Here is a 16,044-nt window from a genome sequence, read left to right on the forward strand (position 1 = left end):
GCCGCAGCGTCACGTCGCCTGCGCGGCCTCCGCGGGCAGGAGGATGTCGAACCGGCACCCGCCCGGGACGTTGCGCACCGCGACCTCACCCCGGTGCGCGTCGACGATGCCTCGCACGATGGCAAGGCCCAGTCCCGCGCCCGGCGCGCCCGCCGCCTCCGTGCGGGGGGTGCGGGCCGCCGAGCCCCGCCACCCCGCCTCGAACAGGCGCGGGAGATCAGCCTCGTCGATCCCCGGGCCAGAGTCGATCACCGAGACGGTCGGCCGATCGTCGACGAGTTCCGCCCGCACGACGATCCGGCCCGGCGCGGGCGTGTGCTGGACCGCGTTCATCACCAGATTGCCGATCGCCCGCGTGAGCTCGCCCGGATCGACGCGCACCACGAGGTCCCGGTCGAGACCGCTCTCGACATCGACCGCGCGGCCGCGGGTGGCGGGGCGGAGATCGGCGACGGCGTCGCTGACGACGTCGAGCAGCGAGACGTCCTGCACCGCGAGCCGATGGGCTCCGGCATCCAAGCGGGAGAGATCGAACAGATCCTCCACCATGCCGGTGAGGAGGTCGACCTGGCCCCTCATCTGGCGCAGGTAGCGCTCGGGGTCATCGGCGAGTCCGTCTTCGAGCGCCTCCGCCATCGCGCGGATGCCCGCGAGGGGCGTGCGCAGGTCGTGGGAGATCCAGGCGACGAGCTCGCGACGGGATGCCTCGATGCGCGCCTCCCGCTCGCGCGACTCGCGCAGCTGGGCGCTGGTCTCGGCGAGGGTGCTCTCGATGCGCGCGAGCTCCGCACTGGCGCTGCGCTCCGAGGCGGTGACCACCTCGCCCTGGGCGATGCGCTCGGCTGCGCGGGAGAGCGCGCGGGAGTTGCGCACCACCCACACGCACAGGGCAGCTGCCACCAGCGCCGAGCTGAGGCCGGCCGAGAGGGCGACGGCGATCGCGACGACCAGATCGTGCGCGGAGAGGTACATGAGGTTCGCGACCGTGATCATGGCCGTCACGACCGATGCGACGCCCGCCAGCAGGGCCACGATCAGCTGCACGTACAGGCGCGTCTGGCGCAGGATCGCGAGCAGCCCCACGCACGCGATTCCGACCGCGACGCTGATCGACAGCGTGATCGCGGTGACGGTGAGCACGTCGGTGAGGGTCATGGTGCGCTCCCCGAGGAGTCGGGGGCGGTGGGCCCCGCCGGATCGAACCGATAGCCGACGCCCCAGACCGTGATGAGATGGCGCGGCGCCGCGGCATCCACCTCGATCTTCTCCCGCAGCCGTCGCACGTGCACCGTCACCGTCGACAGGTCGCCGTAGCTCCAGCCCCACACCGCCTGCAGGAGCGATTCGCGGTCGAAGGCCTGGCCGGGGCGGCGCACGAGGTAGGCGAGGAGATCGAACTCGCGCACCGTGAGGGCGAGATCGGCGCCGTCCATGCGGGCGATGCGCGCAGCCGGGTCGACCCAGAACCTCCCCGCCGACACGGGGCCCGACGGCGCGGGCTCGGCGAACGTGCGACGCAGCACCGACTGCACCCGCAGCACGAGTTCGCGTGGCGAGAACGGCTTGGTGAGGTAGTCGTCGGCGCCCGCTTCCAGCCCGGAGATCCGGTCGTCGGCCGAGGTGCGCGCCGTGAGCATGAGCACGGCCGTGTCGCGGCGCGCGCGGATGCGGCGGCAGGCCTCGATTCCGTCGAGGTCGGGGAGCATGAGGTCGAGCACGACCAGGTCGGGGTCGAGCAGTTCCAGGCGTTCCAGGGCCTCGCCGGCATCGGCCGCGCGGTCGACCACGAAGCCCGCCGCCTGCAGGTAGGCGAGCGCGACCTCGGCCACGGTGTCGTCGTCGTCGACGACCAGCACGCGGCGCCCGACGAGGTCGCCGGACGCGGTCACGGATTCCACAGCATCACGATACGTCGCACCGGTGCGCCCGAGCATCCTGCCGCACGGTGCGGAGGCATCCGTCACCGCTCCGTAAGAGTGCGACCGGTCCCGTGTGCCTACCTTCGAAGAATGGATGTGGACCTCGTCCTCCCGTGCCTCGACGAGGCCGCCGCCCTCCCCACCGTGCTCGCGGGCGTGCCGGACGGGTGGCGTGCGATCGTCGTCGACAACGGCTCCCGCGACGGCTCCGCCGAGGTCGCGCGCAGCTGCGGCGCGCACGTCGTGCACGAGCCGCGCCGGGGGTACGGCGCCGCCGCGCACGCGGGGCTGGAGGCTGCGACCGCCGAGTTCGTCGTGTTCGCCGACGCGGATGCGTCGATCGATCCGGGCCGGCTGCCGGCGCTGCTGCCGCCGCTGGCCGACGGGCGGGCCGACATCGTGCTGGGCCGGCGCCGCCCCGCCGCGCGCGGGGCGTGGCCGGTGCATGCCCGGATCGCGAACGGCGTGCTCGCGGCCCGCGTGCGCGCCGCGACCGGCGCCGCCGTGCACGACATCCCGCCCGTGCGCGCCGCACGGCGCACCGGACTGCTCTCGCTCGATCTGCACGACCGGCGCAGCGGCTACCCGCTGGAGACCGTGCTGGCCGCTGCGGCCGCGGGCTGGCGGTTCGCCGAGGTCGACATCGACTACCACCCCCGCATCGGCCGCTCGAAGGTGACCGGCACGGTGGCGGGCACGGCGACGGCGATCGCCGACATGTCCAGGATGCTCCGGGAGCGCCGTCCATGAGGGCCGCCGACGTCGCGATCGCCGTGGTGGCCAAGCAGTGCCTGCCCGGCCGGGTGAAGACGCGCCTGACGCCGCCGCTGAACGCCGCCGAGGCGGCGGCGGTGGCCTCCGCGTGTCTGGACGACACGCTGGAGACGATCGGCGCGGTGCCGGCCGGCCGGCGCATCCTCTTCTTCGAGGGCGAGGGGCCGCCGGCGGCGGGGGCGGGCTTCGAGATCGTCCCGCAGCCGCCGGGGCTGCTCGACGAGCGGCTCGCGTGGCTGCTGGACCGGCTCCGGCAGCCGTGCGTCATCGTCGGCATGGACACACCGCAGGTGACCGAGGGGCATCTGGAGGAGGTGCTGACGCGCTGGCCGGATGACGTGGACGCCTGGCTCGGCCCCGCGGCGGATGGCGGGTTCTGGGCGCTCGCCCTGCGCGAGCCGGTCGGAGCGCTCGTGCGCGGGGTTCCGATGTCCCGCGACGACACCGGCGCACGCCAGCGCGCGCGTCTGGAGTCGGCGGCGCTGCGGGTGGGGACGCTCGCCACGCTCACCGACGTCGACACGGAGGCCGACGCGGTCGCGGTCGCCGCGCTCATTCCGCACTCCCGGTTCGCGCGGCGCTGGCACGCGGCGACGGAGGAGCGCTGATGCACGGCGGATCGCCTCACGTCTGGTTCGCCGCGGGTGGCGATGAGCCTTGGGGCTCGGCGCTGCGCACCCGTCGCACCGGAACGCTGCGCCTTCGGCGGGTCTCCAGCGGTGAGGTCGCGCAGGAGTGGGAGGTCGGCGCCCTCTGCGGGCCGGCCGGCACCGAGGACCTCGCCGTACTCGGCGCGGTGCGCTCGCCGGTGCTCGATGTCGGGTGCGGTCCCGGCCGGATGGTCCGCGCCGCCGCGGCGGGCGCCGCTGCCGCACTCGGCATCGACGTCTCGGCCGAGGCGGTGCGGCTGGCCCGTCTCGCCGGCACCCCGGCGCTGGAGCGATCGGTGTTCGATCGACTCCCTCTCGAAGGCCGATGGGGGACGATCCTGCTGCTCGACGGCAACATCGGCATCGGCGGGAACCCGACGCAGCTGCTGGAGCGCTGCGCGGCGCTGCTCGACGACGGCGGAACGGTGGTCGTCGAGAGCGCCTCGACCCCTGACCTGGACGAGACGGATGTGTTCACCGTCATCGACGACACCGACGGGGAGAGCGAGCCGTTCGCGTGGGCGCGCGCGGGCTGGCGCGCGGTCGCCGCGCATGCATCGCGTGCCGGCTTCTTCTCACCCGTCCATGAAGTGGTCGGGGAGCGTCACGTCGTGCGGGCGACCTTCCGACGACGCTGAGCGGCCGCTCCGGCGATCGCCGCGACAGCCGCCGTCGAGACGGCGACGGACCAGAGCACGGCCAGGACGACCAGGTAATCGGTCGGGTGCACCGACGGGTTGCGCGGTCCCATCGCCTGGACCACGATGCCGGGGATGGCGATCAGCGCCGCGCACCCGGCGATCACGAGAGAGCAGCGCGCCACCGCGGCAGCGCCGGGGCCGATGCGCGTCGCCACGGGCGCGGCCCGCAGCGCCACGGCGAGCACGAGCGGGGCGAGCACCGCGTCGTGGGCGATGACCACGCCGGCCATCCAGCCCACGAGGGCGATCAGCTGTCCCGGGGCCAGTGACACGAACAGCATGACGGTCCCGGCCGCGACGGCGATGACGCCGAGCCCGCCGACGATCAGACGCGCGACGTCGGTGCGGCTGAGCGCGGGGTCCACGATGATCATCGGTCCGCGCCCCTCACGTGTCGACCTCGATGCGGCGCAGCCACTTGGTCTGCATCACGCCCGGGCGGCCGGGTGCGATGACCCGGGCGGGGTAGCCGTGGTCGAGGTGCAGGGGCTCGCCGCCGAGCCGCAGGGCGATGAGCGTGTCCGGGTGCCGCGCATACACGCCCGGCATCGCGGTGACCGAGAATGCGCCGCGCGTCTGCATGCTGGAGAGGGTCAGGTCGGGACCGTCTTGCTCATCGATGAGTCGGAGAAGGTCGCGCAGGCGCACGCCGCCCCACTGCGCCTGCTGGCTCCACCCTTCCACGCACGCGATCGGCAGAGCGATCTCGGCCTGGGGGAGCGTCTCCAGCTGTCGGCGCGACAGTTCGAGTGTGCGCTGACGGCCGACGAGGCTCAGGCGCCAGTCCGCGGAGGCATCCGTCGCGCTCACCTCCGCCTCGGCCGCGGTGCGATTGACCGGCAGGCCCTGCGGCCCGATGCCGGGGCGACGCGGCGCGAGCACCGCCAGCGGGCCCAGCGGGGTGAAGGACTGGCCCACCGTGGCGAGGGTGAGCGCGCCGGCTGCCGCACCGACCGCGAGGAGCGCCCCTCGCCGGGAGAGCGTCTCCTCCGGCGCGGTCGGGCGCGAAGGGTCGGGCGGAGACTGCTCGGGCCAGGTCGCCGCCGGCGCCCGTGCCGGCGCGGGGGACGCCTCCGCCCCCTGAGCACGGCGGGGTGAGCGCCGCCAGAAGCCCGCGATGACCGGGAGCTTGACCGCCACGTGCAGCAGCGTCGCACCGATGAGCACCCAGGCCAGCGCCAGGTGCACGCGGCGGAACGAGAACGGGAAGGCGTACCACTGCGCCACGTTCATGAGTCCGAGGACGACCTCCAGGAGCACGGTCGCCACCAGCAGGGCGATCGTCGCGCGCTCGAGCAGACTGCCCAAGCCGGTGATCGGCGGCCATGCGAACAGTCGCGGGAAGACGGACCACAGCTTTCCGAGCAGCACCGGAACGAGCGCGATCCCCGCCGCGACATGGGTGCCCTGCGTCACGCGGTAGAGCCAGGCGGGGTCGGGGGAGAGGGTGAGCCACGAGGGCGGGGTCTGCAGGACGTGGCTGTACAGTCCGGTCGCGAAGCAGACGAGCAGGAGCACGGCCAGCACCCGCCCCAGCACGACCGTCGTGCGGGTGCGCCGGCCCGGCGTCGAGCTGCGCGCGCGCAGCCCGTCCGCGACCCCTTCGAAGCGGTCGCCGAGTCGAGCCGTGAACCCTGCCATCTCTCCAGCCAACACCGGTCGCCCCCGGCAGATCCTTACGGTCCGCGGATGCCGTGCCCGTCCCTCGGCGGGCTCCGCGGCCGGCCCGTACGCTGGCCGACATGGTCACCCCGACCGATTCGCAGCACGCGCGCCGCCGACCCCCCGGGGCCGCAGGGTCGCGCGCGCCGCTGATCGGACTGCTGGTCGCCGTGGCGCTGATCGCGGCGGCGATCGCGGTGCCGCTCGCGACCGGATGGGACGTCGCCAGTCGCGCGCCGCGCTCCGCCGACCCCCGGGCGGTGCCCCCGTTGCACGGAGTGTGGGTGCCGCATGTGGGCCTCGCGACGATCGTCGTGTCGGCGGTGGCGGTGGCGGCCTGGGTGTGGGCGCCCGGCCTGGCGCAGCGCCTGCGCTGGCCCTGGCTCATCGCGGCATCCTGCGCCGCGTCCGCGGTCTGGCTGGTCGCCCTCGCGCTGGTCGACGGCCCGACGGGCCTGTCGCGCGTGCTCGGCAACCCCTTCGAGTATCTGCAGACCGCGCGGCGGATCGACGATATCGGGGCGTTCCTCGGCGGATTCCTCGAGCGGGTGCCGATCGATGCGCCCGACAACTGGGTCACGCACGTCGCCGGCCACCCGCCGGGCATGCTCCTGTTCTTCGTCGCGCTGGTGCGCCTGGGCCTCGGCGCGGACCTCGTCGCGGGCCTCGTGGTGGCCCTCATCGCCGCGACGATCCCCGCCGGCGTGCTCATCGCCCTGCGCGCTCTCGGCGCCGAGCGCGCGGCGCGGCCGGCGGCGCCGTTCCTCGTCTTCACCCCCGCCGCGGTCTTCCTCGCGGTCTCGGCCGACGCCGTCATCGCGACCGTCGGGGTCTGGGCCGTGGCGCTGGTGGCGCTGGCGGCCACGGCCGTGCGCGCGGGCGCCGCGATCGCGTGGAGCCTCGCCGCCGGCATCCTGTTCGGGATCCTGGTGATGATGTCGTACGGGATGCCGCTGTACGGCGTGATCGCGCTCGCGGTGCTGCTCGGCGCGCGGCGGTGGCGGCCGCTGCCCTCCGTCGCGGCGGCCGCCGCGCTGGTGGTGGTGGTCTTCGCACTCGGCGGATTCGCGCTCTGGGAGGCGTATCCGATCCTCGTGGAGCGCTACCGCGCCGGGATCGCCGCATCGCGTCCGGCCGAGTACTGGGTCTGGGCCAACATCGCCGCGCTGCTCATCAGCGCCGGCCCCTTCGTCGCCGCGGGGCTCGGCGAGACCGTCGTCCGCCGACGCCGCGATCCGGATCGCACCGTGATCCTGCTCGTCGCGGCGGCGATGGTCGCGATCGCCCTCGCGACGGCCTCGGGGATGAGCAAGGCGGAGGTGGAGCGCATCTGGCTGCCGTTCATCCCGTGGCTCACCCTCTCGCTGTCGCTCCTCGACGGGCGGTGGCGCCGCGCGGCGCTGGCGGGCCAGCTCATGTGGGCGATCCTCGTCCAGCACCTGCTCTACACCGTGTGGTGATCCGGCCACGTCGCACCGCCGCGGCGTCGCAGGCGGCCCCGATAATGGAACCGTGCCCACCTACCGTGACGAGGTCGTCGTCCTTCGCACCCACAAGCTGGGCGAGGCCGACCGCATCGTGACGATGCTCAGCCGTCGCCACGGCAAGGTGCGCGCGGTGGCCAAGGGCGTGCGGCGCACGACCTCGCGCTTCGGCGCGCGGCTGGAGCCGTTCATGGTCGCCGACGTGCAGCTGTTCGAAGGGCGCTCTCTCGACATCGTGCAGCAGGCCGAATCCCTCGGGGCCTACGGCGCCGACATCGCCGTGCATTACGACCGCTATACGGCGGCCAGCGCCATGGTCGAGGCCGCCGACCGGCTGAATGAGGCGGAGGCGACCCCGTCGCAGTATCTCCTCCTCGTCGGCGGGCTCCGGGCGCTGTCCCGCGGCGACCACGCGGCGCGCAGCATCCTCGATTCCTACCTCCTGCGCGCGATGGCCCTGTCGGGCTGGGCGCCCTCCCTCAGCGGGTGCGCGCGCTGCGGTGCAGAGGGCCCGCACGCGTCGTTCGTGGCTCAGCTGGGCGGCATGGTCTGCGGCGACTGCGCCCCCGCGGGCTCCGCCCGCGTCGATTCCGCCACCGCGGCCCTGCTGACGGCGCTCATGGCGGGTGAATGGGAGGATGTGGATGCCGCGCCCGGCGCCGCGACGTCGGCGGCGTCGGGTCTCATCGCCGCGTACGCGCAATGGCACCTCGAGCGCGGCATCCGCTCGCTCGCCCACGTCTCGTCGGAGTCCGCACCGTGACACCCAAGCCCTACACGCATCGCGACGCGGTGCCGTATCGACCGCTGGACTGGACGGGGGTGCACCCGCCCGACTTCCCGAAGGGCCGGGTCCCGCACCACGTCGCGATCGTGATGGACGGCAACGGCCGCTGGGCGAACCGTCGGGGCCTCACGCGCGTCGAGGGGCACAAGGCGGGGGAGGAGGTGCTGCTCGACGTGGTCGCCGGCGCCATCCAGGCCGGCGTCACCCACCTGAGCGTCTACGCCTTCTCGACCGAGAACTGGGCGCGATCGCCCGAGGAGGTGCGTTTCCTCATGGGCTACAACCGCGACGTGCTGCACCGCCGCCGGGATCAGCTCAACGAGTGGGGCGTGCGCGTGCGCTGGTCGGGGCGCAAGCCACGCCTCTGGGGCTCGGTCATCAAGGAGCTCCAGTTCGCCGAGCAGCTCACCCGCGACAACGATGTGCTCACGCTCACGATGTGCATCAACTACGGCGGTCGGGTCGAGCTCGTCGACGCGATGCGCGCGATCGGCGATCAGATCGCGGCAGGGCGGGTGAAGCCCTCCGCGATCAGCGAGAAGCTCATCCGCCGTCACCTCTATCAGCCCGATATGCCCGACGTGGACCTGTTCATCCGCTCCAGCGGCGAGCAGCGCACCTCCAACTTCCTGCTCTGGGAGTCGGCGTACGCCGAGTTCGTCTTCCTCGACACGCTGTGGCCGGACTTCTCGCGCACCGACCTCTGGCAAGCGATCGGGCTGTATCTCGATCGCGACCGTCGGTTCGGCGGTGCCGTCGACGCGCCCTCCGCCTGAAGTGCCGCCTCGGGAATATCCCGCACGGCCCACGACGTTGGCATACCCCGTGACGGATGCCATCAAGATCGACGTGTGGTCGGATATCGCGTGCCCCTGGTGCTACATCGGCAAGCGCAACCTCGAGAACGGGCTGGCGGCGACCGCCGCCGATGACGACGCCCCCCAGGTGGAGGTGACCTACCACTCGTTCGAGCTGTCCCCGGACACGCCCGTCGACTTCGAAGGCGGTGAGGCCGACTACCTCGCGCGCCACAAGGGCGTCAGCGCCGCGCAGGCGCAGCAGATGCTCGATCGCGTCACCGGCGTCGCCGCCGACGCCGGGCTCGAGTACCGCTTCGACATCCTGAAGCACACCAACACGGTCAAGGCGCATGAGCTGCTGCACTACGCGAAGGCGCAGGGGCGCCAGCTCGAACTCGCCGAGCGCCTGATGTCGGCCTACTTCACCGAGGGCCGCCACCTCGGCGACGACGAGGAGCTGGCCGCGCTCGCCGCGGACGCCGGACTGGACCCGATCGCCGCTCGCGCCGCACTCACGTCGCGCGCATTCCTTCCCGCTGTGCGCGCCGACCAGGAGCAGGCGCGCGAATACGGCATCAACGGGGTGCCGTTCTTCGTGATCGACGGCCGGTACGGCGTCTCCGGTGCGCAGCCGGCCGAGGCGTTCGCGCAGATCGCCCGCCAGGTGTGGGCCGAGCACCGCGAAGCGGTGACGGCCCAGGCCTGATCAGCCGGGCAGGTTCGCCTCGATGAGCGACACGATCGCCGGGTCGTTCGGCAGCGTCTGCGGGCGGAACCGGTGCACGGTGCCATCGGGCGTCACGAGGAATTTCTCGAAGTTCCACTGGACGCGCCCGGCCTTGCCCTGGGCATCCGGCGACTCCCGCAGGGCCTTGTAGAGCTCGGCCGCCTTCGCACCGTTCACCTTCACCTTGTCGGCGATGGGGAACGAGACGCCCCAGGTGACCGCGCAGTAGTCGAGGATCTCCTCCATCGAGCCGGGCTCCTGGCCCATGAACTGGTTGCACGGGAAGCCGACGACGGTGAAGCCGCGCTCGGCGTAGGCGCGCTGCAGCTGCTCCAGCTGCTCGTACTGCGGGGTGAGGCCGCACTTGGAGGCGACGTTCACGACGAGGGTCACCGGGCCGCCCACCTCGTCGAGGGTCGCGGCTTCGCCGTCAGCGGTCTGGAAGGGGATCTGTCGCACGTCGGTCGTGGTGATCTCAGGCATGCGACAAGGCTACGCGTGCGGCATCCAGCCAAGGGTCGGATTCCAATGGAAGAATGGGGCGGTGTCTTCCGTCCTCGCCCCCGCGCGCTCCCTGCGCATCGGCTCCATCGAGCTCGATGCCCCCGTCGTGCTCGCGCCGATGGCGGGCATCACGAACACGGCCTTCCGTCGCCTGTGCCGTGAGTACGGGGCAGGGCTCTACGTCAGCGAGATGATCACCACGCGCGCGCTGGTGGAGCGGAATGCGACCACCATGCGTCTGATCACGCACCACGAGTCGGAGACGCCCCGCTCGATCCAGCTCTACGGCGTCGATCCGGCGACCACCGAGGCCGCCGTGCGGCTCCTGGTCGCCGAGGATCGCGCCGACCACATCGACCTGAACTTCGGCTGCCCGGTTCCCAAGGTCACCCGCAAGGGCGGCGGATCCGCGCTCCCGTGGAAGCTCGGCCTCTTCCGGGAGATCGTCAGCCGGGCCGCGGCGGCGGCCGCTGAGGGCGGCATCCCGCTCACGGTGAAGATGCGCAAGGGCATCGACGACGACCACCTCACCTACCTCGACGCCGGCCGGATCGCCGAAGACGCCGGGGTGGCCGCGGTCGCCCTGCACGCCCGCACCGCGGCGGAGTTCTACAGCGGCCACGCCGACTGGTCGGCCATCGCCAAGCTCAAGGAGGCGGTGACCTCGGTGCCGGTCCTCGGAAACGGCGACATCTGGTCGGCCGACGACGCGGCCCGCATGATGGAGGAGACCGGCTGCGACGGCGTGGTGGTCGGCCGTGGGTGCCTCGGCCGCCCCTGGCTGTTCGGCGATCTCGCGCGCGCGCTCGGGGGGCCGGATGCCGCGCCCGGCGCGCCGGTGGACGCCGGCCTCGGATTCGTGGCGCAGGCGTTCCGGCGGCACGCGGAGCTGCTCGTCGAATTCTTCGAGGACGAGGGCCGCGGCTGCCGCGACATCCGCAAGCACGTGGCCTGGTACTTCAAGGGCTATCCCGTGGGCGGCGAGACGCGCGCGAAACTGGCGACCGTCTCGAGCCTGGCGGAGATCGACGATCTGATCGCGACGCTCGAGCTGGACGCGCCCTATCCTGGCGCGGCCGCCGAAGGCCAGCGCGGACGGGCCGGCACGCCCAAGCGGCCCGCTCTCCCGGAGGGCTGGCTCGACTCGCGCGAGCTCGGCCGCGACGCCACCGCCGCCCTCGCCGACGCGGAACTCGACCACAGTGGCGGCTGAGCGCGTGCCGGGTGCCGCCTCCGAACGCCCCGACGGCTACGACGAGCCCGACGCGGCACGATTCCACGCGGAGACCCACCGCTCGCAGCGCGACGGGTTCGCCCGGGACCGCGCGCGCGTGCTGCACTCCGCGGCGCTGCGCCGGCTCGCGGCCAAGACCCAGGTGCTCAGCCCCGCCAGTCCCGCCGACTTCGCCCGCAACAGACTGACCCACTCCCTCGAGGTGGCGCAGGTCGGTCGCGAGCTCGCGACCGCGCTGCGGCTGGCTCCCGACGTGGTCGACACCGCGTGCCTGAGCCACGACCTCGGCCACCCGCCCTTCGGCCACAACGGCGAACGGGCCCTCAACGACTGGGCCGAGCAGATCGGCGGCTTCGAGGGGAATGCCCAGACGCTGCGCATCCTCGCGCGACTCGAGCCCAAGGTGGTCGACGACACCGGCCGCAGCTTCGGCCTCAACCTCACGCGGGCGAGCCTGGACGCCACGTGCAAATACCCGTGGACGGCCGAGCACCCCGTGCCCGATCCCGGCGGGCGATTGAAGTTCGGGGTGTACCCCGACGATGAGGACGTGTTCCGGTGGATGCGCGAGGGAGCCCCCGGACGCGTCCGCTGCATCGAGGCCGAGGTGATGGACCTGTCCGACGACATCGCCTACTCGGTGCACGACTTCGAGGACGCGATCGTCAACGGCTATCTCGACCCGGCCCGTCTCACCGACGGGGCCGAGCACGAGGCGCTGCTGACCGCCATCCAGGCCTGGGTGGGCTTCGACTTCGCCCGCGACGAACTCGCCGACGCCCTGTTCCGGCTCATGCGCATGCCCGAGTGGATCGACGCCTTCGACGGGTCGCGCGCCGCTCTCGCCCGGCTGAAGAACCTCACGAGCGATCTCATCGGCCGCTTCGCCCGCGCGGCGACCACCGCCACGCGCGATGCCTACGAGGGCCCGGTCCTCACGCGCTATCGTGCCCACGTGGTGGTTCCGCGTGTGATCGAGGCCGAGATGGCCGTGCTCAAGGGCATCATCGGGGCGTTCGTGGTCTCGATCGACGGGCGCAAGAGCCTCTACAAGGAGCAGCGCGGCGTGCTCAAGCGGCTCGCGAGCGCGCTGTGGGAGCATCCGGAGCACCTCGATCCGCTCCACGCGCAGGACTTCGCCGCAGCGAGCGACGACATCGCGCGCCGGCGGGTGGTCGTCGACCAGGTCGCGAGCCTCACCGACCAGGTTGCGATCTCGTGGCATGGGAGGCTCGTCGGCGAGATCGACGCCGCGTCGCTGGGGGTGTGGATGCCGCTCGCGGCTCCGTCGGCCGGGACGCGCTGATGCCCGGGCGCATCCGCCAGGCCGACATCGACGAGGTCAAGGCGCGCACGAACATCGCCGACGTGATCGGCGAGCGCGTGGCGCTCAAGTCGGCCGGCGTCGGGTCGCTCAAGGGACTGTGCCCCTTCCACGACGAGCGCAGCCCGAGTTTCAACGTGCGGCCGCAGGCCGGCTTCTACCACTGCTTCGGCTGCGGCGAGTCCGGCGACGTGTACTCGTTCCTGCGCCGCATGGACCACGTCACCTTCGCGGAGGCCGTCGAACGCCTCGCCGGGCGCATCGGCTACACGCTCCACTACGAGGAGGGCGGAGCCGCGGCGCCCGAGGGCACCGGGCGCGCGCGGCTGTACGCGGCGAACACAGCGGCCGCGGAGTTCTTCCGCGGGCAGCTGGCCTCGCCCGAGGCAGAAGCGGCGCGCCGCTTCCTCGGCGAGCGCGGCTTCGACGCCGGGGCCGCCGCCCACTTCGGCGTCGGCTACGCCCCCAAGGGCTGGTCGGCCCTGCACACCGCGCTGCGCGGTCGCGGCTTCTCCGACGAGGAGCTCAGCGCGGCGGGGCTCGTCTCCCAGGGGCAGCGAGGCGTCTACGACCGCTTCCGCGGCCGGGTGATCTGGCCCATCCGCGACGTCACCGGGCAGGTGATCGGCTTCGGCGCGCGGCGGCTGTACGACGACGACCAGGGGCCCAAGTACCTCAACACCCCCGAGACCACGATCTACAAGAAGGCCCAGGTGCTCTACGGGCTCGACCTCGCCAAGCGCGACGTCTCGCGGGAGCATCGTGTCGTTGTCGTCGAGGGCTACACCGACGTCATGGCGTGCCATCTCGCGGGGATCACGACCGCGATCGCGACCTGCGGCACCGCCTTCGGTTCCGATCACATCTCCGTGCTCCGTCGCGTGATGGGCGACGACACGACGGCAGGGGAGGTCGTGTTCACCTTCGATCCGGATGCCGCCGGCCAGAAGGCGGCGCTGCGCGCCTTCGCCGATGCGAAGAGGTTCAACGCGCAGACCTATGTCGCGACCGGTCCGGAAGGGCTCGACCCCTGCGACCTGCGCCTGCGTCGCGGCGACGGGGCGGTGCGGGCCCTGGTGGAGACGAAGGTGCCGATGGTGGAGTTCGTGCTCGACCAGCGGATCTCGGGATTCGACCTCGCCGCGGTGGAGGGTCGCGTGGGCGCGCTCCGGGCGGCGGCACCCGTCGTGGCGGAGCTGCGGGACCCGCTGCTCCAGCCCGAGTACGTCCGGGTGCTCGCGCGGCGTCTCGGCATGGACACGGAGGATGTGCGTCGGGAGGTGGAACGTGTGGGGCGCGCCGCCGCGCGGCGCGCCGAACCGGAGCCTGCGGCCGCGGAGCGCGCGCCCGCGGACCAGGCGGCACCGCGGGCGACGCTCGCCTCCCTCGCCCGTACGGCCGACGTGGCCCTGGAACGCGATTTCCTCATGGGGGCGCTCCAGTTCGGTCATCGTCTCGACGTCGACGAGCTCGCCCGCGCTCTCGCCCAGCCGTTCGGTCACCCCGCGCTCGATGCCGTGCGGGAAGCGGTGCGCGATGCGATCGCCGACCTCGACCGGGCGGGGTGGGCCGCCGACGCGGTCGGCCGGGTGCGCGAGCCGCATCGCTTCCTGGCCGCGCAGCTGCTCGCCGCCGATTTCCCCGCCCTCACCGACGACGACGCCGTCTCGTCGACCGCCGACCTCGCCCGCCGCATCCTCCTGCGCGGGCTCGCGCGCGAGAAATCCGAGCTCCTCGGCGCCATCCAGCGTGTCGCTGCGGTCTCCGAGGAGGGGCGGGCGATCCGTCTCCGCCTGCGCGAGCTCGATCTCGAGCGCGCGCGGCTGCAGGCGGCCTCCTGAGCGATCCGACGCTTGGCGCCGGGCCGACCTTCAGGGCAGGATGAGCAGATGACCCGCCGTCGCGACACCGACGTCTCCATCCGTGCGCTCGACCTCTCGCTCGCCCGCACCGGGCGCGGCGGCGCGCCCCAGCGGGTCGTGGAGGGTGTCTCGTTCGAGCTTCCCCACGCCGGCACGCTGGCCGTGATGGGACCGACCGGCTCGGGGAAGTCGAGCCTCGCCGCCGCGATCGCCGGCGACGTCGCAGCCGGTGTCACCGTGGTCGGCGGGGAGGCCGAGGTCGAGGGCATCTCCCTGCGCCGGCCCGGGCGCAGCCGACGCCTGCACACCTACCTCGCCGGCTACCTGGCTCAGGGTGCCGGCGCGACGCTCCCGGCGCGGATGACCGTCGCCGAGGTCATCGGCGAGCCCATCACCAGTCGCGACCGCCGTGTGAACCAGCGGGCGCTCGCGGTGCGCGTCGCCTCGCTCCTCGATGAGGTGATGCTGCCGCTGGGCAGCGCCGCCAAGTATCCGTACGAGCTCAGCGCCGGCATGCGCCAGCGGGTCGCCTTCGCGCGCGCCCTGGTGCTGCAGCCGATGATCCTGGTCGCCGACGAGCCGTTCGCGAACATGGACGTCGAGGTGCGACAGGCCGCGCGCGACGCCATCATCCGGCGCCGGTCCTCGTTCGGCATGTCGGTGCTCGTCGTCACGAACGATCGCGACGTGGTGACCGAGCTCGGCGCGGACGTTCTCGTGCTCCGCAACGGCCATCCTGTCGCCTACGGCCACGGGGGCGGCGAGCTGCTGTGGACCCCCTCCGGCGAGGCCGATCGACGGCTCGTCGGGTCGTGACGTGGTCACGACCACCCTCCGACGTTTGCTAATATAGACGGGTTGCCCCGGGCCCCGGACCGGCGGCGAACAGATATTCCTCCATAGCTCAATTGGCAGAGCAATCGGCTGTTAACCGATAGGTTCTTGGTTCGAGTCCAAGTGGGGGAGCGGATAGGCCCCGAGCTCCACCTCGGGGCCTATCTTCATGTCTGCGGCACCGCCGCGCGCCCCACTGCGGCGGCGCGGCTCAGGCGTCGAGATCGTCGACACCCGGCATCCACGAGCTGCCGGGACGCCCCCAGCCGCGCTTGCGCGCGATCTTCTGCACCGTCTTCCAGTCGCCATCGCCGAGGCGATCGACGTAGAGCACGCCGTCGAGGTGATCGAACTCGTGCTGCATGATCCGGGCGCGCCAGCCGTCCACCTCGATCCGCACCGGCGCACCCTCCAGATCGATGCCGGTCACCAGCACGGCCTCGGAGCGGCGGAGGGGGAATCGCTCTCCGGGGAAGGACAGGCATCCCTCGGACTCCTCGTCGGGGTCGGGCGCGCCGGGCTCGAGCGGGCGCATCCACAGTTCCGGGTTGATGACGACGCCGCGCCACGGAAGGCCCTCGTCGTCCTCGTACGTGTATGTGTAGATGCGCAGGCCCACACCCACCTGCGGTGCGGCGAGGCCGACGCCGGGCGCGGCATCCATCGTCTCGAACATGTCGGCGACGAGGGCGCGGATCTCGTCGGTGATCTCGGCGACGGGGGAGGCGGGCGCGTGCAGGACGGGATCGCCCATGATGCGAATCGGGAGAACAGCCACGCCT

General features: G+C 72.7%; 17 protein-coding genes and 1 tRNA gene. 12 read left to right on the plus strand and 6 right to left on the minus strand.

Annotation, left to right across the window (positions count from 1 at the left end; translation table 11 throughout):
- Positions 1-9: 9 nt before the first annotated feature.
- Together HQM25_RS08510 and HQM25_RS08515 are read right to left on the minus strand one after the other, a co-directional pair.
- Entirely contained in the window at positions 10-1,155 is a 1,146-nt protein-coding gene (locus tag HQM25_RS08510; protein WP_172989845.1) for a sensor histidine kinase, read from the minus strand.
- A complete protein-coding gene (locus HQM25_RS08515) occupies positions 1,152-1,898 on the minus strand; it encodes a response regulator transcription factor (protein ID WP_254359629.1) in 747 nt (248 codons plus the stop codon). The genes HQM25_RS08510 and HQM25_RS08515 overlap by 4 nt, the downstream gene beginning before the upstream one ends.
- A 111-nt stretch (positions 1,899-2,009) precedes the next feature.
- On the opposite strand from HQM25_RS08515, the gene HQM25_RS08520 reads away from it, so the two are divergent.
- From HQM25_RS08520 to HQM25_RS08530, 3 genes are read left to right on the plus strand one after another with little or no spacing between them, the layout of a single operon-like run.
- Positions 2,010-2,669, plus strand: coding sequence for a glycosyltransferase family 2 protein (locus tag HQM25_RS08520; RefSeq protein WP_172989847.1), 660 nt, complete (start codon positions 2,010-2,012; stop codon positions 2,667-2,669).
- Positions 2,666-3,301 (plus strand): TIGR04282 family arsenosugar biosynthesis glycosyltransferase, encoded by a 636-nt coding sequence (locus HQM25_RS08525; RefSeq protein ID WP_172989848.1) that lies wholly within the window; start codon positions 2,666-2,668, stop codon positions 3,299-3,301. Before HQM25_RS08520 ends, HQM25_RS08525 begins: the two co-directional genes overlap by 4 nt.
- Entirely contained in the window at positions 3,301-3,981 is a 681-nt protein-coding gene (locus tag HQM25_RS08530; RefSeq protein WP_172989849.1) for a class I SAM-dependent methyltransferase, read from the plus strand. Before HQM25_RS08525 ends, HQM25_RS08530 begins: the two co-directional genes overlap by 1 nt.
- On the opposite strand, the gene HQM25_RS08535 is transcribed toward HQM25_RS08530, so the two are convergent.
- Positions 3,948-4,418 (minus strand): hypothetical protein, encoded by a 471-nt coding sequence (locus HQM25_RS08535; RefSeq protein WP_172989850.1) that lies wholly within the window; start codon positions 4,416-4,418, stop codon positions 3,948-3,950. The two genes, HQM25_RS08530 and HQM25_RS08535, sit on opposite strands and share 34 nt — an antisense overlap.
- Before the next feature lie 13 nt (positions 4,419-4,431).
- The gene (locus tag HQM25_RS08540) at positions 4,432-5,685 is read right to left on the minus strand and encodes a molybdopterin-dependent oxidoreductase (protein WP_172989851.1); all 1,254 of its coding nucleotides are present in this window, start codon (positions 5,683-5,685) and stop codon (positions 4,432-4,434) included.
- A 101-nt stretch (positions 5,686-5,786) separates the two neighbouring features.
- Here HQM25_RS08540 and HQM25_RS08545 point away from each other — a divergent pair, with 101 nt between their 5' ends.
- Genes HQM25_RS08545 through HQM25_RS08560 form a run of 4 tightly spaced genes read left to right on the plus strand, consistent with a single transcriptional unit; the run spans position 5,787 to position 9,483 of the window.
- Positions 5,787-7,166 carry a hypothetical protein gene (locus HQM25_RS08545; protein WP_172989852.1) on the plus strand — a complete coding sequence of 460 codons (1,380 nt, stop codon included), beginning with the start codon at positions 5,787-5,789 and terminating at the stop codon, positions 7,164-7,166.
- Between the two features lie 52 nt (positions 7,167-7,218).
- On the plus strand, positions 7,219-7,953 hold the full coding sequence (recO, locus tag HQM25_RS08550; RefSeq protein WP_172989853.1) for a DNA repair protein RecO: 735 nt from the start codon (positions 7,219-7,221) through the stop codon (positions 7,951-7,953).
- On the plus strand, positions 7,950-8,753 hold the full coding sequence (locus HQM25_RS08555) for an isoprenyl transferase (protein ID WP_172989854.1): 804 nt from the start codon (positions 7,950-7,952) through the stop codon (positions 8,751-8,753). The genes recO and HQM25_RS08555 overlap by 4 nt, the downstream gene beginning before the upstream one ends.
- A 49-nt stretch (positions 8,754-8,802) precedes the next feature.
- Complete coding sequence (locus tag HQM25_RS08560; RefSeq protein WP_172989855.1) at positions 8,803-9,483, plus strand: DsbA family oxidoreductase; 681 nt, start codon at positions 8,803-8,805, stop codon at positions 9,481-9,483.
- On the opposite strand, the gene HQM25_RS08565 is transcribed toward HQM25_RS08560, so the two are convergent.
- Positions 9,484-9,987: a glutathione peroxidase gene (locus HQM25_RS08565; RefSeq protein WP_172989856.1), complete on the minus strand. Its 504-nt coding sequence runs from the start codon at positions 9,985-9,987 to the stop codon at positions 9,484-9,486.
- Between the two features lie 61 nt (positions 9,988-10,048).
- Between HQM25_RS08565 and dusB the strand changes: the two genes are divergently transcribed.
- From dusB to HQM25_RS08590, 5 genes are all read left to right on the plus strand, one after another.
- A complete protein-coding gene (gene dusB / locus HQM25_RS08570; protein WP_254359631.1) occupies positions 10,049-11,221 on the plus strand; it encodes a tRNA dihydrouridine synthase DusB in 1,173 nt (390 codons plus the stop codon).
- Positions 11,211-12,548, plus strand: coding sequence for a deoxyguanosinetriphosphate triphosphohydrolase (locus HQM25_RS08575; protein ID WP_172989858.1), 1,338 nt, complete (start codon positions 11,211-11,213; stop codon positions 12,546-12,548). Before dusB ends, HQM25_RS08575 begins: the two co-directional genes overlap by 11 nt.
- On the plus strand, positions 12,548-14,407 hold the full coding sequence (gene dnaG, locus HQM25_RS08580) for a DNA primase (protein ID WP_172989859.1): 1,860 nt from the start codon (positions 12,548-12,550) through the stop codon (positions 14,405-14,407). The genes HQM25_RS08575 and dnaG overlap by 1 nt, the downstream gene beginning before the upstream one ends.
- Positions 14,408-14,455: 48 nt before the next feature.
- On the plus strand, positions 14,456-15,244 hold the full coding sequence (locus tag HQM25_RS08585) for an ATP-binding cassette domain-containing protein (protein ID WP_172989860.1): 789 nt from the start codon (positions 14,456-14,458) through the stop codon (positions 15,242-15,244).
- 77 nt (positions 15,245-15,321) lie between these two features.
- Positions 15,322-15,394, plus strand: a tRNA-Asn gene (locus HQM25_RS08590).
- A gap of 79 nt (positions 15,395-15,473) precedes the next feature.
- Here the strand turns inward: HQM25_RS08590 and def are convergent.
- Positions 15,474-16,040 (minus strand): peptide deformylase, encoded by a 567-nt coding sequence (gene def, locus HQM25_RS08595; protein WP_172989861.1) that lies wholly within the window; start codon positions 16,038-16,040, stop codon positions 15,474-15,476.
- Positions 16,041-16,044: the final 4 nt, after the last annotated feature.

It is taken from the genome of Microbacterium hominis (assembly GCF_013282805.1).
Lineage (GTDB): Bacteria > Actinomycetota > Actinomycetes > Actinomycetales > Microbacteriaceae > Microbacterium > Microbacterium hominis_B.